General features: G+C 44.5%; 24 protein-coding genes. 7 read left to right on the top strand and 17 right to left on the bottom strand.

What is annotated here, in order from left to right; all coding sequences use genetic code 11:
• The 16 genes from OEV42_12135 to OEV42_12060 form a co-directional block, all read right to left on the bottom strand.
• On the bottom strand, window positions 1-343 hold a 343-nt coding region (locus OEV42_12135; GenBank protein MDH3975020.1), incomplete at its 3' end, for a hypothetical protein.
• A 267-nt stretch (window positions 344-610) separates the two neighbouring features.
• Window positions 611-2,605, bottom strand: coding sequence for an excinuclease ABC subunit UvrB (gene uvrB, locus OEV42_12130; protein ID MDH3975019.1), 1,995 nt, complete (start codon window positions 2,603-2,605; stop codon window positions 611-613).
• Between the two features lie 99 nt (window positions 2,606-2,704).
• Complete coding sequence (locus tag OEV42_12125) at window positions 2,705-3,748, bottom strand: chemotaxis response regulator protein-glutamate methylesterase (GenBank protein MDH3975018.1); 1,044 nt, start codon at window positions 3,746-3,748, stop codon at window positions 2,705-2,707.
• 102 nt (window positions 3,749-3,850) lie between these two features.
• The gene (locus tag OEV42_12120) at window positions 3,851-4,348 is read right to left on the bottom strand and encodes a chemotaxis protein CheD (GenBank protein ID MDH3975017.1); all 498 of its coding nucleotides are present in this window, start codon (window positions 4,346-4,348) and stop codon (window positions 3,851-3,853) included.
• A 22-nt stretch (window positions 4,349-4,370) separates the two neighbouring features.
• A complete protein-coding gene (locus tag OEV42_12115) occupies window positions 4,371-4,868 on the bottom strand; it encodes a chemotaxis protein CheD (protein ID MDH3975016.1) in 498 nt (165 codons plus the stop codon).
• On the bottom strand, window positions 4,868-5,746 hold the full coding sequence (locus tag OEV42_12110) for a HAMP domain-containing histidine kinase (protein MDH3975015.1): 879 nt from the start codon (window positions 5,744-5,746) through the stop codon (window positions 4,868-4,870). The genes OEV42_12115 and OEV42_12110 overlap by 1 nt, the downstream gene beginning before the upstream one ends.
• Window positions 5,747-5,786: 40 nt before the next feature.
• Window positions 5,787-6,632 carry a protein-glutamate O-methyltransferase gene (locus tag OEV42_12105; GenBank protein MDH3975014.1) on the bottom strand — a complete coding sequence of 282 codons (846 nt, stop codon included), beginning with the start codon at window positions 6,630-6,632 and terminating at the stop codon, window positions 5,787-5,789.
• A 1-nt stretch (window position 6,633) separates the two neighbouring features.
• Complete coding sequence (locus OEV42_12100) at window positions 6,634-7,683, bottom strand: LbtU family siderophore porin (GenBank protein ID MDH3975013.1); 1,050 nt, start codon at window positions 7,681-7,683, stop codon at window positions 6,634-6,636.
• Between the two features lie 107 nt (window positions 7,684-7,790).
• On the bottom strand, window positions 7,791-9,920 hold the full coding sequence (locus OEV42_12095; protein MDH3975012.1) for a methyl-accepting chemotaxis protein: 2,130 nt from the start codon (window positions 9,918-9,920) through the stop codon (window positions 7,791-7,793).
• A 46-nt stretch (window positions 9,921-9,966) separates the two neighbouring features.
• Complete coding sequence (locus tag OEV42_12090) at window positions 9,967-10,503, bottom strand: chemotaxis protein CheW (protein ID MDH3975011.1); 537 nt, start codon at window positions 10,501-10,503, stop codon at window positions 9,967-9,969.
• Between the two features lie 96 nt (window positions 10,504-10,599).
• Complete coding sequence (locus tag OEV42_12085; GenBank protein MDH3975010.1) at window positions 10,600-13,164, bottom strand: chemotaxis protein CheA; 2,565 nt, start codon at window positions 13,162-13,164, stop codon at window positions 10,600-10,602.
• A gap of 105 nt (window positions 13,165-13,269) precedes the next feature.
• Complete coding sequence (locus tag OEV42_12080; GenBank protein MDH3975009.1) at window positions 13,270-13,638, bottom strand: response regulator; 369 nt, start codon at window positions 13,636-13,638, stop codon at window positions 13,270-13,272.
• 19 nt (window positions 13,639-13,657) lie between these two features.
• Window positions 13,658-13,972 carry an STAS domain-containing protein gene (locus tag OEV42_12075; GenBank protein ID MDH3975008.1) on the bottom strand — a complete coding sequence of 105 codons (315 nt, stop codon included), beginning with the start codon at window positions 13,970-13,972 and terminating at the stop codon, window positions 13,658-13,660.
• 72 nt (window positions 13,973-14,044) lie between these two features.
• A complete protein-coding gene (locus OEV42_12070; GenBank protein ID MDH3975007.1) occupies window positions 14,045-15,070 on the bottom strand; it encodes a hypothetical protein in 1,026 nt (341 codons plus the stop codon).
• Window positions 15,067-15,333: a hypothetical protein gene (locus OEV42_12065; GenBank protein ID MDH3975006.1), complete on the bottom strand. Its 267-nt coding sequence runs from the start codon at window positions 15,331-15,333 to the stop codon at window positions 15,067-15,069. Before OEV42_12065 ends, OEV42_12070 begins: the two co-directional genes overlap by 4 nt.
• 48 nt (window positions 15,334-15,381) lie before the next feature.
• Window positions 15,382-17,163, bottom strand: coding sequence for a methyl-accepting chemotaxis protein (locus tag OEV42_12060; protein ID MDH3975005.1), 1,782 nt, complete (start codon window positions 17,161-17,163; stop codon window positions 15,382-15,384).
• A gap of 424 nt (window positions 17,164-17,587) precedes the next feature.
• Between OEV42_12060 and trpB the strand changes: the two genes are divergently transcribed.
• The 7 genes from trpB to OEV42_12025 all read left to right on the top strand — a co-directional run bounded on the left by trpB (window position 17,588) and on the right by OEV42_12025 (window position 23,474).
• Window positions 17,588-18,784, top strand: a complete 1,197-nt coding sequence (gene trpB / locus OEV42_12055) for a tryptophan synthase subunit beta (protein MDH3975004.1) — start codon at window positions 17,588-17,590, stop codon at window positions 18,782-18,784.
• Window positions 18,781-19,638 (top strand): tryptophan synthase subunit alpha, encoded by an 858-nt coding sequence (gene trpA / locus OEV42_12050; GenBank protein MDH3975003.1) that lies wholly within the window; start codon window positions 18,781-18,783, stop codon window positions 19,636-19,638. The genes trpB and trpA overlap by 4 nt, the downstream gene beginning before the upstream one ends.
• Before the next feature lie 93 nt (window positions 19,639-19,731).
• Entirely contained in the window at window positions 19,732-20,382 is a 651-nt protein-coding gene (locus OEV42_12045; protein MDH3975002.1) for a Crp/Fnr family transcriptional regulator, read from the top strand.
• A 39-nt stretch (window positions 20,383-20,421) separates the two neighbouring features.
• Entirely contained in the window at window positions 20,422-21,189 is a 768-nt protein-coding gene (locus OEV42_12040) for a 3',5'-cyclic-nucleotide phosphodiesterase (GenBank protein MDH3975001.1), read from the top strand.
• Window positions 21,190-21,210: 21 nt separating this feature from the next.
• The gene (gene accD / locus OEV42_12035; GenBank protein ID MDH3975000.1) at window positions 21,211-22,056 is read left to right on the top strand and encodes an acetyl-CoA carboxylase, carboxyltransferase subunit beta; all 846 of its coding nucleotides are present in this window, start codon (window positions 21,211-21,213) and stop codon (window positions 22,054-22,056) included.
• Window positions 22,057-22,304: 248 nt separating this feature from the next.
• Entirely contained in the window at window positions 22,305-22,790 is a 486-nt protein-coding gene (locus tag OEV42_12030; protein MDH3974999.1) for a gluconokinase, read from the top strand.
• 39 nt (window positions 22,791-22,829) lie between these two features.
• A complete protein-coding gene (locus OEV42_12025; GenBank protein MDH3974998.1) occupies window positions 22,830-23,474 on the top strand; it encodes a cyclase family protein in 645 nt (214 codons plus the stop codon).
• Window positions 23,475-23,488: 14 nt separating this feature from the next.
• Here the strand turns inward: OEV42_12025 and aat are convergent, their stop codons facing one another.
• Window positions 23,489-24,190: a leucyl/phenylalanyl-tRNA--protein transferase gene (gene aat, locus OEV42_12020; protein ID MDH3974997.1), complete on the bottom strand. Its 702-nt coding sequence runs from the start codon at window positions 24,188-24,190 to the stop codon at window positions 23,489-23,491.
• Window positions 24,191-24,206: the final 16 nt, after the last annotated feature.

Here is a 24,206-nt window from a genome sequence, read left to right as displayed (position 1 = left end):
TAAAGCCGTTTATCCCGTACCCTGATCCGGAATAAACGGCTTTAACCAGTATTTTATGGCTTCCTGCAGGAATATTATCGATTGTTGTGCCATATAGCTCTTTATCACCGATAACATTCCTCAAAACAACCTTACCATCGAGAATAACCTTGTAAGATTCTATTTCAAAAGGTTCCTTGATCCTCTTTAGGAGAGAAATATCTAAAACACCATGGTTCTCTTCAATTTTATCTATTGCATGGGAGTCGTAATTCAAAAAGAAAGGAAGTAAAAGGCAGACAATAAATACAATTTTTTTAGCGAATTTTCGTAAAAAGCCAACCATATGACAATTGTCTTCCATTTTCGAGGCTTGCACATAGTAACTTTTATCATAAGTTACTGCAAATATTATTTTATTTTAATTACCTAAATTATACCTAAACGACCTTTTTTTTCAATAATAATAAGTATTTTATTATTATAGGGACGATAGAAACGCAGCCCGGCTTCGTAACCATTTACCCCCAAAATACCCGCTTAACCTATGGGTGAAAGCACCGTGAAACCAATAGCTTGCGCTATAAATTCATTCCCAAGGGGCCTTCCCAGGTTTAATAATTAGACGTCATTACAATTCTTCCAGTTCCATAAACTCCAGCGCTTTGATTCTGTCCCTGATTTGAGCAGCCTTTTCAAAGGCCAGATCAGCGGCGGCTTCTTTCATCTCTTTTTTGAGTGATTTTATAATTTCAGGAATTTCATCAAGGGGTATGTATTCCCCTTTTTCTTCTTCAGCTTTAGGAACGGTTACATAATCAGATTCATAAATACTTTCAATGATATTTTTTATATTCTTTTTAACCGTTGTCGGTGTAATGCCCTGTTCTTCATTAAACCTGGTCTGCAGCTTCCTCCTTCTTTCCATTTCACTTATTGCTCTCTCCATAGATCCCGTTTTTCTGTCGGCATACATAATTACCTGGCCATTCACATTTCTTGCCGCCCGGCCACAGGTCTGAACAAGAGAAGTTTCAGAACGAAGGAAGCCTTCTTTATCGGCATCCAGAATAGCTACAAGGGAGACTTCCGGAATATCCAGCCCTTCTCTCAAGAGATTGATTCCAACGAGGACGTCATATTCACCGGCCCTTAGCGATCTTATCAGTTCAATGCGTTCAAGGGTCTCCACATCTGAATGCATGTATCTTACGCGGACCCCCATTTCATCGTAGTATTCAGTCAGGTCTTCGGCCATACGCTTTGTTAAGGTAGTCACCAATATTTTATTGCCGCCTTTGACGCACTTTCTTATTTCATTCAAAAGATCATCTACCTGGTTCCCGGCCGGTCTCAAATGAACGATGGGATCAACCAGGCCTGTCGGTCTCACCAACTGTTCAACGACAACGCCTCCCGAGGCGTTCAATTCATAGTCTGCAGGCGTTGCTGAAACATAAATGGCCTGCTTAAGCATTTTTTCAAATTCTTCAAAGCACAAAGGCCGGTTATCAAGAGCTGAAGGGAGCCTGAAACCGAAGTTGACAAGCGTCTCTTTCCTGGAGCGGTCTCCCTTGTACATCCCTCTAAGTTGAGGTATGGATACATGGGATTCGTCTATAACAATGAGAAAATCGTCGGGAAAGAAGTCTAACAGTGTGGGAGGCGGTTCTCCTTCCTTTCTGCCTGTCAAATGTCTGGAATAATTTTCTATCCCCTGGCAATGACCGATTTCTTCTATCATTTCCAGATCATAAGATGTTCTCTGCTCAATTCTCTGCGCTTCGAGATGCATCTCCTGTGACTTGAAATATCTGATTCTTTCTTCCATCTCTAACCTTATATCCTTAAGGGCCCTTTTCAAAGTCTCGGGAGGAATAACGTAATGGCTTCCGGGATAGACAACCACCTTTTCCAGCTTTTCCAGCAGGACCCCCCGCAAGGGATCTACAAGGGATAAAGAATCGACGTAATCACCAAACAACTCTATTCTTACAGCCCTGTCTTCCTCATAAACAGGAAATATTTCTATAATATCTCCCCTTACCCTGAAGGTGCCGCGATGAAAATCGCTATCCTTTCTCTCGTACTGAATTTCAACGAGCTTTCGTAATATGGCATCCCGACTTATTTCATCGCCCTCGGACACCCTGAGAAGCATACCATGATAAGCCTCCGGTGAACCGAGGCCGTAGATGCATGAGACTGATGAAACAATGATGACATCATTCCTTTCCAGCAGGGAATAGGTCGCTTCATGGCGAAGTTTATCTATTTCCTCATTGATGGATGAGTCCTTTTCTATAAAGGTATCCGATGAAGGAAGGTAGGCTTCCGGCTGGTAATAGTCGTAATAGGACACAAAATAACCCACCGCATTTTCAGGAAAAAGTTCCTTAAACTCACCATAGAGTTGCGCTGCAAGCGTCTTGTTAGGAGCAAGAACCAGTGCAGACCGTCCCGTTTGAGCGATAACATTGGCGGCGGTGAAGGTTTTGCCGGAACCTGTGACACCGAGTAAAACCTGATGTTTATCACCACGGTTGACCCCTGAAACAAGTTCGTCAATGGCCGTCCGCTGATCACCGGCAGGAGTAAATTGAGTTGTAAGTTTAAATCCAGACAAGCGCCCTGTGACTTTTGAATTTAACAAATAGGAGAATAATATTTTAATCCGGCAAGAGAAAATGAGCAATGACAATTTTCGGATTCTTATCAGAAATAATCAAACGCACATATTTACCAATGTTTGCGGAATATCCTTAAGAGAAACTACCTTGTCTACGGCCCCCACTTTAATGGCTTCTTTGGGCATGCCAAAAACAACACAGCTTTTTTCATCCTGGGCAATCGTTTTAGCCCCGGCTTCTTTCATCGTCAAAAGGCCACGCGCTCCGTCGGCGCCCATCCCCGTCATGATGATGCCCACACTGTTCGATCCCGCATAAGTTGCAACCGATCCAAAAAGCACTTCCACTGAAGGACGCTGATGGAAAACCGGCGCTTCCTGATTTAATGATACGTAATACCTTGCGCCACTTCGTTTAAGGACCATATGGTGACTCCCCGGAGCAATGAGAGCCGTTCCCGGGTATACGCCATCCCCTTCTTTTGCCTCCCTCACTTCCATAGCGCACTGGTCATTCAATCGTTCTGCAAAGGCCCTTGTGAACTTTTCGGGCATATGCTGAACAATCAAGGTCCCGGGACTGTCAGCGGGCATTCGTGTCAGCACGTCTCTAATAGCCTCGGTCCCCCCCGTAGAAGCGCCAATGGCTATAATTTTATGTGTGCTTTGCGCCAAGGCCCTGGTTTTTAAGGTTCTTCTTAACGGCGCCGCACTTTCTTCTCTTTCCACCCTTTTCAGAACTCTCGCCGAGGCCGCAATTTTCACTTTTTCAATAATGTCCCGGGCAATTATATCCATCCCTTTTTTCAGGTCCATTTCCGGTTTTGCAATAACTTCGATGGCGCCCGCTTCGAAGGCCTTCATCGTCGTTACGGCGCCTTTTTGGGTAAGAGAACTGACGATAACAACGGGAATGGGGAAATGTCTCATTAATTTTTTGAGAAAGGTAATACCATCCATTCTCGGCATTTCCACATCCAGAGTGATCACGTCGGGGTTATATTTAACAATTTTGTCTCTCGCTATGTAAGGGTCCGGCGCCGAACCGATGACATCAAGAGCCCTGTCACCTGATAAAATCGATGAGATAAGGTTCCTCACTACCGCTGAATCATCGACGATTAACACCTTTTTCTTCAATCTAATCTCCAAATTCCGACATGATTAACGTTTTTTCATAAAAAAAAGTTAATCACGTCGTCTTATTATATTTTATTTAGATGCCGGCAAGAGAAGAAAGGCTCAAAGATAAAGCCAGTCACCCTGACGCAGCTTTTCAACCTTATAGGTAAGCACTTCATTCCTGAGTGTGTTAAAGGCAATTTTTCTGCCTACGTTCCCCCCCGTATCATTAGAAACAATCCTGACCTTGTATTTATTAAGCGCTTCCTGCGCCGCTTCAATGTTCTTTGGTCCATGGGTTTTTTTTAAGGTACCTCCCTCTTGAGGTTCTCCACCGCCAAAAATCTGCGCTTCAAGGTTCGCAACTTTCGAACCAAAGTCAACCATGCTCTTGATCAGGGCATAAATCGCTACATTTCCATATTCAACGGTTGTCTTTCCTTTCTCCCTCATCTCGGGAAATATGAAATGACACATTCCCCCATACCTGTTAACGGGGTCCCAGAGAGTTACAGCAACACCGGAACCAACGACAGTTGTAATCACTATCGGTTCTTTGTTGACCAACAAACGCGCCGGTTCCAGAAAAGCGCTTCTATTTGTTATATCTTCATTCATGTTCTATGATTCGCCAAAGGTTTTATTTTAAATTAACAGCCGACTTTTTTATATACCGCATCTTTGCGCTGCCTGTTCCCGTATTAAAGAGAAGCCGTCTCCCCCTCGTGCCACCCATGTCCGAACTGATAATGGGTATGCGTTCTTCAGCCAGTATATCTTCGGCAATAAGAACGTTTCGCGACCCCACATTAAGGAGACCACTCGATGTATCGTGAATAGTGGCCCCTCCGAAGACTTTTGCCTTCAGTTTTTTTTTATTGGAACCGAGCTGTTCCATTTTTTCAATAAGCTTTTTTATAGCAACATTACCAAAGCGCGGGACAGGAAGGCCCTCTCCATTCCAGAGGGGAAGCATGTAATGATTGATGCCACCAATTTTATTAACGGGGTCCCATAGACAAACAGCAACGCATGATCCGAGTATGGTTGTTACAATATGGGGATTTCGATGAACAAAGAGATTTCCCGGATGAAGATAATGGGTATTCTCCTCCGTAACAATATCGGACATTTTCATTAAAACTCCTGTTCTTCATCGAAAAAAAATTCTGTCCCTTCCGTTGAAACCCCTTCCGTCTCTTCTTCAGAGCGGTCCGGCACGGTCAATGTAAATGTGCTGCCTTTTTCAGCCTTGCTGTCTACGGTAATTGTGCCGTCCATAAAATTAACAGCCGCCATGGCAACGCTTAGTCCAAGGCCATGGCCCATATATTTCTTTCTCATCCCCGTATCGAGCTGTTTGAAGCGGTCGAAAATAACGTTCTGATCATCCTTCGCAATTCCAATGCCCTCATCCTTGACTGAGCAAAAAAATGTTTCGTCACATTCTCTGACGGATATATCGATTTTGCCTCCCTCCTTGTTAAACATAATGGCATTGCTTATCAGATTTGACAGCGCTATAGCCATTTTTTCGGAATCCGTATTTATCCATAAAGGAGAAGGCCCGCTCTTTTTCACAACAAGCCCCTTCTCTTCTATCATGGGAGCAAAAGTCATGAGGCACTCTTCAATTAAAGAATGAACGTTAACTTTCGTTATATGAAGATAATTCTCACCGGACTCGAGTTCTGCGGCAGTAAGAATATTTTTTATCTGGAAATCGAGCTTGAGCGCCTCTTTATGAAGCATACCGGCTATCCCTTTGAACCTTTTCTCTTCAATGGACTTCATGGTAGAGAGTTCTTCGCTTAAGGCAACCATCACCGTGAGGGGATTATTTATTTCATTCCTGATATTGGAAAGAAAGTCCGTTTTTAGCTTTTCAGATTCCTGAAGTTTTTTATTAAGCGTTTCGAGATTCTTTGTTACGGCCCTGAGGTCGCTCAGCGCCCGGTTTTTGTCTTCCAGCCGTTTTTTAAATTCTTCAATGAGGTCCTCGTCACTTATATTCATTGGTAAAATTCCTCCGAAGCATTTTTAAAGCTTCATGGCTTTATATTTTTTTATAAATAGTGGGCTGAATATATTTAAAATCCGTCTCTATGCCTGTAAGGCTTTCAGCATGGCCCAGAAAGAGATATCCCCCTTTTTTAAGATGCCTGTATACCCTGTCAATAATCTGTTTTTGTGTAAACTTGTCAAAATAGATCATAACGTTTCTGCAAAAGATAAAATCGAATTCCTTCCGGAAAGGATACCGTGGAATGGTAAGGTTTAACCTTCTGAACGTAACCATATGCCGGAGTTCCCGCTTTACCTTCACCATGCCTGCCTTCCTGCCTTCCCCGCAAAGGAAATATTTCCTTTTCATTATCTTGGAAAGATCGGCAACTCTGGCCTCTTTGTATTCACCATGCCGGGCTTTTTCAAGAACTTCCGTATTAATGTCAGTGGCAAGGATTTTTACTCCCCACTTGCTCGATTCTCCCAGATATTCAGCGAGAGTAATGGCCAGGGAATAAGGTTCCTCACCTGTCGAACAGGCAGCCGACCAGACCCTCAAGGTCCAATCACCTCTGCGCTTTCCTTCCGCCATTATTTCCGGCAAGACGGTTTCAGTTAAAAAATCAAAATGTTTTTGCTCCCTGAAAAAACTCGTCAGATTAGTTGATATAGCATCAAAAAGGTTGGTAAGTTCATCCTTGTTCTCCTCCGTCACATATTTATAGTATGCCTTGAATGTGGGAATACCAAGGAGTCTGAGACGTTTTCCAAGCCTCGTCCTGAGAAGTTCCTTCTTTGCAGGCCCAAGATTTATTCCGATTGTCTGGTAGACAAGATCACTGAGGAGGTTAAACTCTCTGTCTTTAATATGAACGGTCTGCAAAGGGTCTTTCACATTAGAACTCGATAGCAAGCTGAGCCGTCAGGGAAGAAACCTCATCCTTACCTGGGGATCCTTTAAAGGCAACATAGTCTTCATCATATTCTCCACTTAAATATTCCAGCGCAATTGAGGTGTGTTCATAAAGACTAAAGGAAACTGCCACTCCATACTGCTTCTCAGGAAATTCGAAGAGTTCCTTGTTTCCTTCATATTTAGCGGCAAGAGCCAGAGCATCGGTAATAGCAAAAGCGACTTCAACATTGAATGTGACAGGCTGGTCCCCGCTGTTGTCACCATCAGCATCAAGGTCTGTTATTTCAAATTCATCGGCGGCGGCAAGATACTCGGCATCGACGGAAAGAGGCCCTATAGCGGCGCTGACAAAAGCGCTATATGCGGCCACAATATCTTTCAGCTGTATCTCATCTACTGCGCCATCTGCATCGTTAAGTCCCATATCCACCCAGTCAGCATCACTATCAGCAATATCTGAAAGGTAAGAGGCGCCAAAACTTATGCCTTCGACAGGATTAACGACAATGGCTGCAAAGGATGCGTCGACTTTATTGTCATCACCAAGCTCATGAACACCACCGTTAAAGACACCCAGCGATACTTCGATCATTTCATTCCCGTAACCGGCCATAATTGCCGATTCGTTTGTTTCCCCCATTTCAAGTGTCTGCGGATCTGAAATGAAGCTTGAGTTAAAGGCGCCGAAGGGAATATACATCTTACCGGCGGTCATGAAAAAGCCAAACCTATCGGTCAATTTAATGGTCCCTTCATCGACGGTAAATGTCTCCGTATCATCATCTTCATAAAGAACAAGAATATGCCCTTCCACAAACTCGTTAAGTTTCGCATCGAGGCCAACCTCGACAGTTGCGAGAGCAATGTCCGAACCGTCTCCATGATAGTCGTCATTAACAACACCGGCCTCGACCTCTATTACAGCGCCAAGACTGACATTTTCCGACAACTTTGTTTCAGACCGGGCGCTTTGGGGAACCATTGACAAGATCACAAAAAATACCACCGTAATAATTGATAAATTCTTCATGCAACATCTCCTTTTTTAATAATTGTCATTTAAAATTTATTAATCAACCACCCCACGGCAAACCGCAGAGAATGCACATGCCAAAAATTAATATTTAGACTGAATTATTAAAATTCCTTAAACTCCTCCTCATCCATAGGGATAACCTCATTGGGCTTGACCACTTTCTGTGTTGCCACCTTTCTTGCCGGTGCAGCGGCCTTGTGAAGCGCGCCGGGAACCGCTTTTGCCTGACCCGCCGGACCCGCCGGGCCTGCTATTTTCTTTACTGCCGGAGCCCTGTGAACGGTTGCCACGGTTCTTGCGGCGCCTGCCCCTCCAATGATTTCCGAGAGCCTGTCAACGAGGTCTTTAAGACTTTCCGCCTGTGAAGAAAGTTCCTCACTGGCTGATGCCGTCTCTTCGGAGAAGGCCGAATTCTGCTGCGTTACCTGGTCCATCTGTGTAACGGCCTTGGTCACCTGGTTAATGCCTTCCGCCTGTTCACGTGAAGCGGCGGCTATTTCAGAGATGAGGTCTGAAGCTTTGGTCGTATTGCTCACAATTTCATTAAGCACTTCACCCGATTCAGCAGCCAGTTCACTGCCCATCTTCGCCTTGCCCGTACTCTCCTCAATAAGACCTGATGTCGTCTTGGCCGCTTCAGCGCTTCTTCCGGCAAGGTTTCTTACCTCTTCGGCAACGACGGCAAAACCTTTCCCGTGCTCTCCCGCTCTTGCCGCCTCAACGGCTGCATTGAGGGCAAGCAGGTTTGTCTGGAAGGCAATTTCATCGATAACCTTGATGATCTTCGATACCTCTTCACTGCTCTTGTTAATCTCATTGACGGCATCGATCATCTTGTTTACCGAATTAGCGCCCTTAACGGCCGTATCCTTGGCCACAGTCGAAAGCTGCTGTGCCTGTCCGGCATTGTCGGCATTCTGCTGGACCGTAGAAGACATTTCTTCAAGTGACGAGGAGGTCTCTTCCAGTGACGCCGCCTGTTCCGTTGCCCCTTCCGCCAGCGACTGGCTGGAAGAAGAAATTTCCGCTGAAGCTGAAGCCACCTGTTCAGCCCCTTCTCCAACACCTTCGATAACGACATTAATGGGTCTGGTAATACTCCGGGTAATAAGAACGCCAAGAATGATGGCAACGATAAAACCGATGACGACACCTGTAAATATCTGTGTAATGGATGTGTCGGCAACGGAAACAGAAGATTCAGCGGCTTCATCCACCGTATGACCGGCTCTCTCCTCAACAGCTTCAAGCAAACTCTGCATCTTGCCGCCGATAGCATCAGCCGCCTCATCGGCCTCTGCCATATCAGCCCTTACGACGGCAAGTTTGTTCTGTATCTCAAGAAACCTCCTTGCGGCAGGGTTAAATCGCTGGTCGTGGACCTTATCCATGTCGGAAGCAACATTTCTGAGATTCTGGTTGTCTATTGCCGAGATCTCACCTTCGGCGGTACTCCCACCCTTCATGAGCGCCGAGATCCAAACATCGAAAGCATCCATCTGCTCATTATATTCATTGCTAAGTTGGGCAAGGGCTCCCGCCTCAAAGGACTGTCCCGCCTCTTCAATGCGTATCCTCGACTCGGCAAGGGTGGTCTTTATCTCCATGGCCATATCGGCCCAGCTATTTTCCTTCTTCATTATCTTTTCGGCCGATGTTCCGGACGCGATAAGCGACCTGATCCTGGCCTTGACCTGGCCCTCTAACCCCTCGGCAGCCTCCATGACGTCATCATAGGCAGCCTCAAGGGTTCTCATCGTTCTTTCCGCTTCTGCCGAGAGAGCAATTTCCTCTCCCTTCAGGTCGTACAGCTGCTTGATAAGAGGCTGGAATTTATCATTATGAAAGCCGTCGGTATCCTTGACAAGCTGCCTTAATTTTTCATCTTTCGCGGCATAAATGGTGCCGCCATTTACCTGGCCGCCACTAATAACGCCATCGACGTATTTATCGAAAAGCGCCACATTGTCTTCATGCTCCCTCCAGTGTTCCGCCAGGGCTTTATTGTCTTCTACAACAAGGATATCCATAATAATCAATTGATCGCCGGCAACGGCAGCCCCCATTTCCATGGCCGCATCAGAAAGGGGAAAGGTCTGCACTATCGTTTCTGTTCCAAGCTTCATTTCAGTCGCTGCCCGGTAACCAACAAGGCCAACAATAAGAACGACGATGGCGACGCCGATAAAACCGGATATCAGTTTTTTTCCAAGACTCATATTTCCAAACATTTTAGCCTCCCATGTTAAAATAAATTAAAAATGCTCCACGAGGGAATTAGCCGGAGCTATTATCCTTGCCTTTAGTTTCCCTTCGCTGGAGTTCCTCCATCATGACCAGTTCCTCGGAAGTAAGCACCTTGCTGATGTCGAGAAGGATCTTGACCTTACCCTTAACCTTACCCATACCCAGGATGTAATCCGTATTCAGTGTTGTGCCGAAGGAAGGCGTCGCTTCAATATCAACGGTCTCTATATCCATGACCTCGGAAACGGTATCGACAACAATTCCCATCATGACGCCATTCACATCAACGACGATAATACAGGTCCTTTTCCCGTATTCACTCTCCTTAAGACCAAACTTGAGCCTCAGATCAATGACGGGAATCACCTGCCCGCGAAGGTTAATAACCCCCTTAACATAATCAGGCGTTTGAGGTACTGTCGTTATATCCATAATGCCGATAATTTCTCTTACCTTAAGAATTTCAAGACCATATTCTTCATCCTGGAGTTGAAAAGTAAGAAATTTCCCGCCATCTATCACTTTTTCGGTTGATTCTGCAGTCGTTTTTGCACTTTCCTTAGCCATACCTCCTCCTTTCTTAAAAAACGATAATTTCCCCTCATATAAAGTTAAGCATAACTATGAGAGGCTTGCAAACGCTTGCCCGGGTGTATTCATTATTCATGTGCAAACCGATATAATTCCACCGGCATCAAGGATGAGACCTACCTTTCCATCTCCCATAATGGCTCCACCCGATATATAGTTTATTTTCTTAAAGCTTTCGCCAAGGCTCTTAATAACAACCTGCTGCTGTCCCAACAGTTCATCGACGAGCAGGCAGGCCCGCCCGCCCTCTCCTTCAACCTGGATCACCATGGATTCCCAGGGATTCTCATTATTCGCTTCCATTCTGAACAATTTGTGGAGCCTGATAAGGGGAAAAAGGTCCTCCCTGATTTTAACCATTTCTCCTCTTCCCTGGATGGTAATAACCTGCTCCCTGGCAGGCCTTAAAGATTCAACTACGGAAATGGTGGGCAGAATGTAACGTTCTCTGCCCACTCTGACGACCATGCCGTCTATAACAGCCAGCGTAAGAGGGAGTCTTATGGCAAAGGTCGACCCCTTCCCTTTTTCAGAATTAACATCGACCCTTCCGCGAAGTTTTTCCACATTTCTCTTTACCACATCCATACCGACACCTCTGCCTGAAACACCGGTAATCATCTTTGCCGTCGAAAAACCGGGAAGAAAGATAAGGTTGTATACCTGTTCATCGGTCAACTCCTGACCGCTTTTGACCAGGCCCCGCTCTATGGCCTTTTGTAACAGTTTATCCCTGTCAAGGCCACGACCGTCATCACTAATCTCGATAACAATATTTCCTCCCTGGTGGTAGGCTTTTAATGCTACCGTCCCGGCAGCCTCCTTCCCACGGGCCTTTCTCTCTTTCTCCGATTCCAGACCATGATCAACGGCATTTCGCATAATATGAATGAGCGGATCACCAATCTCATCGATAACGGTCTTGTCCAGTTCCGTCTCTTCACCTTCTATATCGATAGAAACAGTCTTGCCCTCCTGTTTGGATACCTCTCTCGCTACCCTGATCAGTTTCTGGAAGGTGGCCTTAATGGGCAGCATCCTGATGGACATGACGTTTTGCTGGACTTCTCTCGTAATCTTGTCCATCTGGGAAAGTACTTTCCTGAAGCCATGGTCATGAATGTGTTTAATGGCGTCATTATGACTGAGCAATGTCTGGATGATGACAAGCTCTCCCACCATATTAACAAGATTATCGAGTTTGTCCGTATCAACCCTGATTGCAGACTGGGTAGAAATGCCGAGTGACTTTTGCCTCTGAAGGGCCTTTTCAACCTTTTCTTCCTTGACAATCCCTTCCTTAACCAGGATTTCTCCGAGAGGCTTTTCCTGGTTTTGGAGCGCTTTTTCAAGCTCTTTTTCACTGAGCTCTCCCATTTCAATGAGTATTTCACCCAGTTTCTTTACCGACTCCCCTTCCCTGTCAAGGGAAAGGCTCGTATACAATCGTTGCTCCTGGCGCATACCGACAAATTCAGCAATCTCACCGGCTGCGTCAGACAATATCTGTGCAACCTGCGGTGTCATCTCTGAAACACCGTTCCTGATTTTGTCGAGAATGGTTTCGGAAAAACCTGCAATGCTGGCTATTTCATGAAAACCAAACATACGCGAATTACCGCAGATAGTGTGAAAGGCCCGGAAAACACCCTCAATATCTTCAGTGGCAGAACCTTCCGTCTCTATTTTCCTCAGGTCATCATTTAAATTTGAGAGGATTTTTTTTGTTTCCCCAAAATAGACAGCAGGGTCAAGAATATCACCGGAGTTTTCTTCTTCCTTTTCTTCTGTCCTTTCCGGCTGTTCAAGCCAGAAATCATCATATTCAACACCGAAATACTCCTGCAGTTCTGCCGGCAGGAGTTGATGGACTTCAATAGCGCCTGTCTCTCTTGCAAATTCAAAAATATCATTAATTTCGTCAAATCCAAGGGATGTGCTATAAAGAAGTTTGATATCTTCCATATAAAGACGAACGGGGTCAAGTTCATCAAGGAGCGGTATTTTTGAGCTGTTACTGCTCACATAAAGCACGTCACCGTCATAAGCAAGAGACTTGATCTGCAGCAGAGGGTCAATGCCCTGAGCCATGCAGCTCTCTTCAAGGGCCATGGTTATCTGGTAAATTCTTTTGCCTTCATCTGCATGAGAAACCACCCTTCCCTTTGTGTCCTCAGGAAGGGATTGAATAAAATCGGCATGGGCAGCGGTTTCGACGCTTTTCTTTTCTTCAACCACGGCCTCCTCTTTCTTTTCGGGAAGAAATTGCTTAACTTTTTCGGCAAGACTGCTGTAAATGCTTTCATCAATAGGTGAACCTTCACGGGTCATCGAGAAAACAGATTTAACGAGATCCAATCCTTCGAAGAGCGTGTCCATTATTTCAATGGAAGGGGATATATTTTCGGACCGGATATAATCGAGGAGGTCCTCCAGGATATGGGAAATATTGCTGAGAGAAGTCAGTTCACAAATACTTGATGAACCTTTTAAGGTATGCATGTTCCTGAATACGGCATTGAGGATCTCTTTATCGTCGGGATTGTTTTCCAGATCGAGCAGAAGGGCCTCAAGGTTTTCTATAATCTCTTCCGCTTCAAGGAAGAAGGAGCTTCTTATTTTATCAATATCATCCATGACATCTCCATAAGCGGCTGCAGAAGTCTCTATCCATATTCATTCAGGCTGATTCTGTGCTGCATTAAAAGCAGTGAGCAAAAAAATTCGACCCGCACAATGCTATTATGGACTTACCCTTCTTACGACGGCAATAAGCTGCTCCGGCTTAAAAGGTTTAACAATCCATCCCGTGGCCCCGGCCTGTTTGCCCTCATCTTTTTTTCCTGCCTGCGACTCGGTAGTAAGAATGATAATGGGAGTGAATTTATATTGGCTTAACTTTCTGATTTCTGCTGTGAGCGCTATTCCATCCATAACAGGCATATTCACATCAGTAATAATGACGTGGAATTTTTCTCCCCCTTTCAGCACATTGAGAGCATCCATCCCGTCTTTAGCGGTAACGACATTATAGCCCTCCTTTTCCAGCGCAAGTGAGATTGTCTGCAACATGGTTACAGAATCATCAACTGCAAGAATCGTCTTCGACATATTAAGGTCCTCCTCCTATTCAGCTATAATCTTTAAGCAATTTATCGAGCTTCAACTCTTCAAAAACCTCTTTAACCCTTCCATGTAAAGGAACTTTCACGTATAACTCACCGTCATCCTTTTTAAAGCGCCTGTAAAACATGAGTATCTTTCCCGTGCCGAAACTGTTGATCTTTTCAACGTCATCGAGGTCGAGAACAACATCTCTTTTACCACTGCGATAGAGGTCGTCCAGGGCCTCCTTAAATACAATGGAGGCCCTGTAGGAGTCGAGGTTTCCCTTTACTTTGAGTATTACTTTACCATGGGCTGCATCAGAAACTTCTATATCCATCTTTCACCTGAATGATCCTTACATTTTTATTCTTATTACAATTCACAGTGCCCCTACCCTTTCAATAACAGCTTAGAAAAGTTCAACATTGTCATCGAGGTCACTATCTTTCTTTTCAACCACTTCCTCTTCCGCTTTTTCTTCCCCGGCTTTTTTACTTTCAGCCCTCTCCTTTTCTTCCGCATTTTGCCGGAGAACTTCATTCATTACTCTTCTTTCAGCCTCCATCGTATACATTTCATCGAGATCACCAATGACGAGGTCTTTTGCTTCCCACTCGTTAATAAGCTTGTCACCAATAGTTGCAATGCGGCTGACCCTTTCAAGCTTCTCCCGGAGCTTTAAAAGGGGAGCGATAACATGTTCCACTTTCTGCTTCGTTATGTCCTGGAACTGAAGTGAAATAATAACAGCGCCGATTTCGTCGGAAATATCGTTATACATACGTGAAAGCACATTAACCGAGTCAGTTACATTGCTGATGGAATGTGTGAGATTATTGTGGGTCTCAACAAGAAATCCATCAGAAATATTCGAAAATTCCTTTAAAAACTTTTCATTGGCGGCGCTCAGTTTTTCCAGGTCCTGAAGGGCCGTTTTCAGGGAATTTTTGTTTTCATCAAGAATTCCCTTTAAATAGCTCGGTCCAAAATCACTTTCACCGCCTTCATTCCTGCCGAGAAGATAATCGACAACGGCATCGGCTTCTTCGGCGCCATCCTTACTGCTTTTAATAATTTTACCAAAATTGTTCCCAATGGTAAGCGCGGCGTCTTCCGACTGAGCAACAACGCCTTCAAGGGCCTTAATGAGCACAGGAATGAGGTTAATTCCATATTCAGCCGATTCCTTTATTTTCATAATGTAGCCATCAAGAATATCGTAACGTTTCTTTTCTCCCTCTAAAATGCGTTTCTTTTTAGAACGGTATAGTTTTAAAACGGTAACGTAGAGGGCGGCAAAGATCACCGGTTGGAACAGGACAAGAGGGTAGTGAAAACCTTTTATGGAGAAAAAGAAAGATAATGCCATGGAAAGGAGCGCGGCTAAAAGGGTGAATATTCCGAGCCTGTGTCTGAATTTACCGAATTTACTCACAGTTCGACTCCTATATTTTTCAGATCAAGGGAGATTGAACCTCCGGCATTGATAATTTTCACTTCACTAAATGTTTTTTTTGCGCTCAAAATCACCTGCGCGGCGGGAGTGGTAATTCTCTCCACATTTACAAGATCAAGACTTACTTTTTTCTTTCCCTTTTTATAAAGGTCGAGCAGGGCAGTTTTTAATTCATCGGCAATATAGATGTCAAGATCTTCACCTTCAACGGTAAGAACATTTTTTTTAATAATAATTCCCACAGGGAGCCTCCCATACTTTTATCACATGTCCAGAACTGCAATGAATTTTTAAAAAAGTTCTATATTCTCTCCAAGGCCATTTTCACCGCCTTTTTCTTCCTCTTTTTCTTTACCTTTCTCTGCCGCTAATTCACTGACGGGAAGCGCTTCAACACCGGGACAGGAGCCGACAATTTTCATTTCAATATCATCAATATCTTCCACAACGCTGCCTAAAATACGGGATGACTTATCATGAACCGTTATGCCGCCGATAAGCGTATCAATATCCTTGACCAGTTCATTACTGTTTGTATCCATAGTGTTTAAGTGAGAGATTATCTTGTCATCCACCATATGGAGAGGATTTAATATATCGATAAGTCTGCTCACTACATCGTCAAGGCCCACCTCTTCAATCTTGGTTCCCGACGCTTCGTAAGCCGAAAGTTCTTTTGCATAGGTAGAAATGCCCTTTAAGGTCTTAAGGATAATGCTCGTTTTAATAGCGGCATCAACGGAAAGTTTCTGGATTTTTTCAGCAAGAAGTCCGACGGAGGCGCCTTCTTTACCCACATGGGCCGCCTTGATCCTGGCATTAAAGGCAATGAGCCTGATGTCGGAACCGATTTCTTCTATATCACTGACATATAAGGAGATGTTGCTCACCGTCCCTGCAACGGAGCTCATTACCTCGGAAAGTTTTCCGCTCGTATCGGCATCTTCTCTTATGGATGTAGTAAAAGAAGACATAACCTGATCCATTTCAAGCCAGAAGGCCGAATAATCTTCACTGACGGCGCCTGCCGCATTACCGATATCGGACGACAGATGGGCCACATTTCGGGCTATTCCCCTTAAATTATTAATAATATCATCTACGGCGGTAACAAGCTCACTTTTGACAGATAAAATGTCACTTTTCAGAAGTCTGCAATTACCTAAAACCTGAGAGAGTGATTCAAGGCGCTTATCATCACCGGCCTCTGCATCCTCCTTTTTCAACATTTCTTTCAGACTCTTCAATGCCCCTGAAGCCTGATCTATTTTCTGGTGCGTTATATCATGAAACTGAAGTGAGACCATTATTTCACTTAAATTGCCGGAGATCTCGGACGATCTGCCGGAGATTACATTGGTTATACCCGCCGCATCGGTTGATTTGTTCTTCATGTTCTTTACGGCGCCCAGACCGAGGCTCGTATTATTCAGAATATCTCCGGCAAGCACGGCCTGTCTATCCTCTAAAGAGCGCAGCGTTGTAATGGCGTTATTAACAAGATAACTCAGAGATTTTGCCTGTTCCAGAATGTCCGATGATTTTGAATTAATCAATTTGGACATACTTTTAATATTATCGGCCAGCGCATTAAAGCTGCTGTCCCGCCTGCTTAACTTGACCGTTACTATTCTCGTTGAAATGGCCAGCATCTGGAGCATCTGGGCTATTTCCTTCAGGTCTTTTCCCGGATTTTTAATGCTTTTAATCATTTTGAGGATATCACGCAATTTAACCATGCAATGATCCATTTCCGTTTTGATACGGTTGAGATAGCCGCTGACCCTGTCCTGAAGTCCCTGAAAATCACCAATGGCCCTGGCAATTTCCTTACCCAGAATCAGCTCGGCACTTGATGAGGCTGTTGTTGAAATTTCTGTGACGCGTGAGTAAAAATCATTGAGGTTTGATCCGATGGAAAGAAATTCGACCTCCGTTTTGCCGTTTACACTTTCGAGGTCATCTGCGAGACACTTAATTTCGTCTGAAAGGCCGGAAAGAGAAATAAGATTATCTGAACCGCTGTAAGTGGAAGATTGTTTTACAATATCATCTTCAGAATTTAATTCCATTTCACTCTCCCGCCGGACATAGATAGATATCAATTTAGTGATAAGTGATTATTCTGACTTATAAAATCCCGCACAAACAGAAATATTATACATTTTGACCGATTTTAACACAGAATATTTAACTTATCAAAATATATTTTAAAATCCGGCATTTAGCAAACTTTGATTTGACGAAACCCTTCCTAAATATTCCGACAGTTCATAAAAAAGATTAGGGGCATGTTTTCTTATTTCCTTCCTTATATATTAGTAATATCACAATGAGACGCCATTGCAACAAACATTTACCCTCAAGGAGTTCACTGCCCTGCTATTATTGTCTTTACGCCTCTTTTTAGCCCCTTTCCATAAGGCAGTGAAAAAAGACAATTAACTTGCAACAACTTAATTAATATGGTACTTTTTTGTCAGCATCAAGGAGGAAATGAATCACTTGCTACCAGACAGAAACGGACATTTCGGCCTCTACGGAGGCAAGTATGTACCAGAGACCCTCATGGCCCCTCTTGAGGAGCTTGAAAATGCCTATAAAAAATTTCTCAAAGATTCTCATTTCAAGTCGATCTTAAAGCAATGCATGTCAGATTACATTGGGAGGGAAACGCCGCTTTATTTTGCCGAGCATCTCACGGAGGCCCTTGGGGGAGCAAGAGTCTATCTCAAAAGAGAGGATCTCTGCCATACGGGAGCCCACAAGATAAATAATGCCCTTTCTCAGGCCCTGCTTGCGAAAATGATGGGAAAAAACCGGCTCATTGCAGAGACAGGGGCAGGTCAACATGGTGTAGCAACGGCAACAGCGGCATCTTATCTCGGTCTGGACTGTGAAGTTTACATGGGAACGGAGGACATGCGCAGGCAGTCGCTTAACGTTTTTCGCATGAAGCTTCTCGGCGCCAAAGTGACCGCTGTCGATAACGGCAGTAAAACATTAAAAGACGCCATTAATGAAGCCATCAGGGACTGGGTGACTAACGTGGAAGAAACCTACTATGTTATGGGGACGGTTTTCGGCCCTCATCCCTACCCGGTCATGGTAAGAAACTTCCAGTCCGTTATAGGCAAGGAAGCAAGAAAACAAATATTGAAGAAAGAAGGACGGCTGCCGGACCTTCTCATTGCCTGTGTCGGCGGAGGAAGTAATGCAATGGGCCTTTTCTACCCCTTTTTGAAAGACGAAAGTGTAAAAATGGTCGGCGTTGAGGCGGGCGGTGAAGGCATCGGCTCGGGCAGGCATGCAGCCCGTTTTGCCGGTGGCACCGTTGGCATTCTTCAGGGAACAAAGAGCTACCTCTTGCAGGACGAAGATGGCCAGGTGCTGGAAACACACTCTGTTTCGGCAGGTCTCGATTATGCCAGTGTCGGCCCCGAACACTGCTACTATAAAGATAAGGAAAGAATCGATTACACCTACGCAACAAATGACGATGCGCTTGATGCATTTAAAATACTGGGCCGTCAGGAAGGGATAATTCCGGCCCTCGAAAGCTCACACGCCCTTGCCCATGCCATCAGGGTGGCCCCTGACATGGACAAGGACGAAATCATCATCGTCAACCTCTCGGGACGGGGTGATAAAGATGTAAACCATGTTGCCCATATACTGGGAGTAACACTTTGACAGCCATTTCCAAAACTTTTAAGCAACTTAAAAAGCAAAATGAGAAGGCGCTTATAACCTACATCATGGCGGGAGACCCTTCTATCGAGGCAACGGAACAGCTGATCTATGCCCTGGAAGAGGGCGGCGCGGATATTATAGAGCTTGGCGTTCCTTTTTCTGACCCGCTTGCTGACGGTCCCGTCATTCAGAGAGCATCGGAAAGGGCCCTTGCTTCAAAAACCAATCTTATGAAGGTCTTTAACCTGGTCAACAGGGTAAGAGAAAAATCTTCCATTCCAATCGTCTTAATGACCTATTACAATATAATATATAATTATGATGAGCGTTCTTTTGTTACCGACGCTTTAAGAGCCGGTGTTGACGGCGTCATTATTCCCGACCTGCCGCCGGAGGAGTGCAAGCCGCTCATTAAGCAGTCCCGCAAGGAAGGCCTGGACCTTGTTTTTCTTCTTGCGCCGACAAGTAACGATAAACGTATTTCATTAATTTCCGCTAAATCAAGGGGATTCATCTATTATGTCTCCTTAAAAGGTGTAACAGGCACGAGGGAAAGTTTAAGCAGTTCTGTTAAACCCATGGTTGACAAGATCAAGGAGGCAACGTCTAAACCGGTGGCAGTGGGATTCGGCATCTCTAACGCGAAACAGGCGGCCATAGCCGGTGCGGCGGCAGACGGTGTGGTTATAGGGAGCGCCATTGTAAAACTCATCGAAGAAAACGTGGACAGTGATTCCATGATAAACAGCGTCAGGGATTTTGTAAATTCCATTAAGCTGGGAATGCGGCATACCCCTGCCAGCTTTGAAGAGGACACGAGAATACTTGGAGATTATCTGTCGGAAACATTATAATGGGGCACTTTGCCAGGCGGTAAACTGCAGGGGATGTAAGGGCAGGAGAATTTTACTTTATGAAACAATTTATTTTTAGTGGAGGGTAAGCTGATGGGAACCGATAATCTTCTTATTCAAAAATTTGGGAAAACCGTCCCGGCAGGCACCGTTCTTTTCAAGGATGGTGAATCAGGGAACCAAATGTACGTTATTCATAGCGGTAAGGTAAAGATCACAAAAAAAGTAGGGAAAATTGAAAAAACACTGGCTATTCTCCCGGCAGGCGAGTTTTTCGGTGAAATGGCTATTTTAAACAATGAACCACGGACGGCATCGGCCGTTGTTGAAGAAGACAGCAAACTTCTCGTCATAGATCCCAAAACATTCGAAGCCATGATAAAGGGTAATTCTGAAATTGCCTTGAGAATGATTAAAAAGCTGGCTCAAAGATTGAAGCAGGCTGACGAACAGATCGAAAATCTCATGATAAAGGACAACAACACCAAGGTTGTGAGCACCCTTGCCAAACTTGCAGACAATGAAGGAGAAAATACCGACAAAGGAGTAAAGGTCAAGATCACCGTATCCGACCTGTCCACAAAAACGGGGCTTGAACAGGAAAAGGTTACTGAAATATTAAATAAAATTATCAAGGCCGGATTGATCAGTGTCGGGGGAGACAGTATCATCATAGCGGATGTTATCAAACTAAGAAAATTCCTTGATTTTCTTGCTCTAAAAGAGCAGTTTGGAGAGGGATAGAAGCCGGTTTAAGGGGATAAGCTTCTCATAAGGATCAATATGCAGATTAAAGTTCTTGGATGCTATGGCGCAGAACTGCCCGGCTTTAAAACATCATGTTTTATGCTCAATGACTCGACGCTTATTGATGCCGGCGCCGTCACTTCAATATTAACACCTCATGAGCAAAGAGGTATCAGAGATATTCTTGTCACCCATTCTCACCTGGATCATATAAAAGATATTCCTCTTCTTGCCGATAATATTATCGGAAGCAATCCCGGCCGGATAAACGTCATCAGTTCCGGTGAAGTTATCGCTATTTTAAAAGAGCACCTTTTTAATAACAGCATATGGCCCGATTTTTCGAAAATCCCGACACCTGAAAATCCGGTCATTAATTTCAAAGAGATTGAAGTCGGCAAGCCCTTTCAAATTAACGGCACGACGGTTACTGCAATAAAGTTGAACCATGTTGTTCCTACTCTGGGCTATATTTTCACTGAAAACGGAAGTTCTGTAGCCATCCTGGGGGATACGCGGGATACGGAAGAAATATGGCAGGCGCTGAGTAAAACAGATAACCTTAAAGGTATTTTCATTGAAACTTCTTTTCCCGACAGTATGGTTGAGCTTGCGCAACTAAGTGGCCACCTTACTCCCAAAATGCTTGCGTCTGAACTTGGCAAACTAAAGGGAAAGGCAGACACCTGCATTTATGTTTACCATATGAAACCGAATTATCTGGATACCCTGAAAGAAGAGATAAGGGCCATTAAAAACAGTAATATATCCATCCTCGAATTAAATCAAACATTCATATTCTAAAATACGGGAACGCAATAAGCTATGGCATGGTTTAAAATAAGTAAAGCCCCAAAACTAAAAGTTGAAAACAAGAAAGTCCAGATGCCGGCAGGACTCTGGCTTAAATGTAACGGCTGCGGGGAAATCATTTATAAAAAAGAGATAGAGAAGAACCTCAACGTCTGCCCCAAATGCAACTATCATTTTCGTATCTCCGCAAAAAAAAGAATGGAAATGATCATGGATGAGGGCTCTTTTTCCTTATTTGCGTCAGAACTTGAACCGGTGGACCCTCTCAAATTCAGGGACTCGAAGAAATATACGGACAGAGTAAAAGAGGCCCAGAAAAAAACGAAACGCAAAGATGCCATTGATCTGGTGGAAGGGAACATAAACGGTACTCCCGCCATTGCAGCCATCTTCGAGTTCGGCTTCATGGGAGGCAGTATGGGATCAGTAGTCGGCGAAAAAATTACAATGGCCATTGAAAAAGGCCTGGCGAAGAATAAAGGCGTCATCGTATTTTCTTCTTCCGGCGGAGCCAGGATGCAGGAAGGTATTTATTCGCTCATGCAGATGGCTAAAACCAGCGCCGCCCTTGCAAAACTGAAAAATGCAGGCATTCCATTTATCTCCGTCCTCACTGATCCCACCTATGGTGGTGTTACGGCCAGCTTTGCCATGCTGGGAGACATTATTATTGCTGAACCGAAATCGATGATAGGCTTTGCCGGTCCCAGAGTTATTGAGCAGACCATACGTCAGCCCCTTCCCGAAGGATTCCAGAAAGCCGAATACCTTCTCGAACACGGTATGGTCGATATGATCGTAGAACGGAAAGCGTTAAAGGAAACCCTTTCAAGACTTTTATCTATGCTAAAGAAGTAACTTAAGACAAAAAGCAGGATTATCCTTTTGTTTCTATAAGATCATAGCAAGCATATCGTCAAAGATTATACGCAAAAATTAGTCATTCACCCTCCCACATGCAGCAGGGTATAAGTGTAGAGACCGGAGCCCCCATTTATACCATAGTCGGGAGAGTTGCGTCTGTGTGTGGGGGGGGGCAATTTTTTTATTTAAGCCGGCGCCGCGCTTTTTCCTGCAAAATTGATTGTCTTCATTAAAGTGCCTATATGACAATTATAATAATGGGTGTTTCCGGATCGGGAAAGACTGCAATAGGGAAGACACTCGCTGCAAAGCTTCATTGGCAATTTATTGACGGTGATGACCTGCACCTGCCTTCCAACATAGAAAAAATGAGAAAGGGTGTGCCGCTTACGGATAGAGACCGTATGCCCTGGCTTGAGTCCATCAGGAAGCGTATTATGGATTTGGCAAAAAAAGAGACATCAGCCATCATTGCCTGTTCGGCACTAAAGGAATCTTACAGGAAGGTTCTTCTTTCCGCCGATAGAGATATTAAACTGGTCTACCTGAAAGGAACTCGTGAAATGATCGAGAAAAGGCTCAGAGAAAGAAAAAAACATTTTTTTGATGCAGCCCTGCTTTCAAGTCAGTTTGAGGCGCTGGAAGAACCCCGTTACGCATTGACCGTTCATATTGCTCAAACACCTCATAGCATTGCAGATATGATCAGGAAAAAATTTGGCCTCTAACCCTGAAACAACAAGGGCATATCATTTTTGAGGTAATATATGGCTCAACGAAAAATATACGACATATCGATTCCCATTTCTGAATCAATGATCGTCTGGCCGGGAGACGGCAAGGTTGAGATTTCTCAATTAAGCCATCTCTCAAAGGGGGATGCCTCCACAGTTAGTCAAATCTATATGGGCTCTCATACAGGCACTCATGTTGATGCGCCATCACACTTTATTGCTGAAGGAAGGGAAGCAGACAATCTCGACCTGAATCTTCTTACAGGACCGGCCCTCGTTGTCGATGCCAGAGGATTTGAATCCATCACGGCCCGGTCACTTGAAAAGCTTTCCATCCCCCGGAAAACGAAAAGAGTACTTTTTCTGACAAAGAACTCTCAATTCTGGTCAGAGAATGAAAGTGAGTTCCGTAAAGATTTTACGGCAATAACTGAAGATGGCGCCCACTGGCTGGTTTCCCGGGGGATAGGCCTCATCGGCATAGATTATCTTTCCGTCGCTCCTTTCAACAACGGTATTCCCACGCATAAGGCGCTATTAGGCAATGACGTAATTATTGTTGAAGGGCTGAATCTGAGTGGTATTGAGCCGGGAAGCTATGAGCTTGTCTGCCTGCCCTTGAAGATCAGTGGCATTGACGGTGCTCCGGCGCGGGCTATATTAATTGAAAAACCATGATTTGAGCACAGCCATCAATGGTCATTAAAAATACCAAAATCAACGGGACACTGTTCTCCTGAGGGAAATACTCCCCCTTTAATGAGCCTGTCAAGAAACTCATTTCGCCTGATTCCCCTGGCTCCAAAGCTTTTCAAATGTTCTGTCGGCATCTGGCAATCGATTAAATGGAATTTTCTCTTTTCAAGGGCCCTGACCATGGATACAAAGGCCGCCTTCGATGCGTCTGTAACAGTATGAAACATGGATTCACCAAAAAAGCATTTGCCGAGACACAGTCCATAAAGGCCCCCCGCCAGCTTACCTTCATACCAGCTCTCTATGGAGTGGGCAAAACCCATCTCATGCAGTTTGCAATAGGCCCTTATCATCTCCTTTGTTATCCAGGTCCCTTCGCCTCCCTCTGTCCTGACCTGGGCGCAGGATTTGATTACGTCATTAAAGGCCTTGTTTACAGTTACGGCAAACTTCCCCTTTTTTAAAACTTTTTCAAGGCTTCTTGAAACACTGATTTCAGAAGGAACAATGACAAACCGGGGATCAGGTGTCCACCAGAGTATAGGATCATCGGCGTTAAACCATGGGAAGATACCGGAAGAGTAGGCAAGAAGAAGGCGTTCGACGGAAAGATCTCCGCCTATAGCGAGAAGACCGTTCGGTTCTGCATGCGACTGGGGAGGAAAGATGATCTCATCTATGAGTTGATATACAGGCATTTAAATAAGATGCGCT

This window comes from Deltaproteobacteria bacterium, assembly GCA_029860075.1.
In the GTDB taxonomy this organism is placed as follows: domain Bacteria; phylum Desulfobacterota; class JADFVX01; order JADFVX01; family JADFVX01; genus JAOUBX01.
This window is presented reverse-complemented; position numbering and strand designations above follow the sequence as displayed.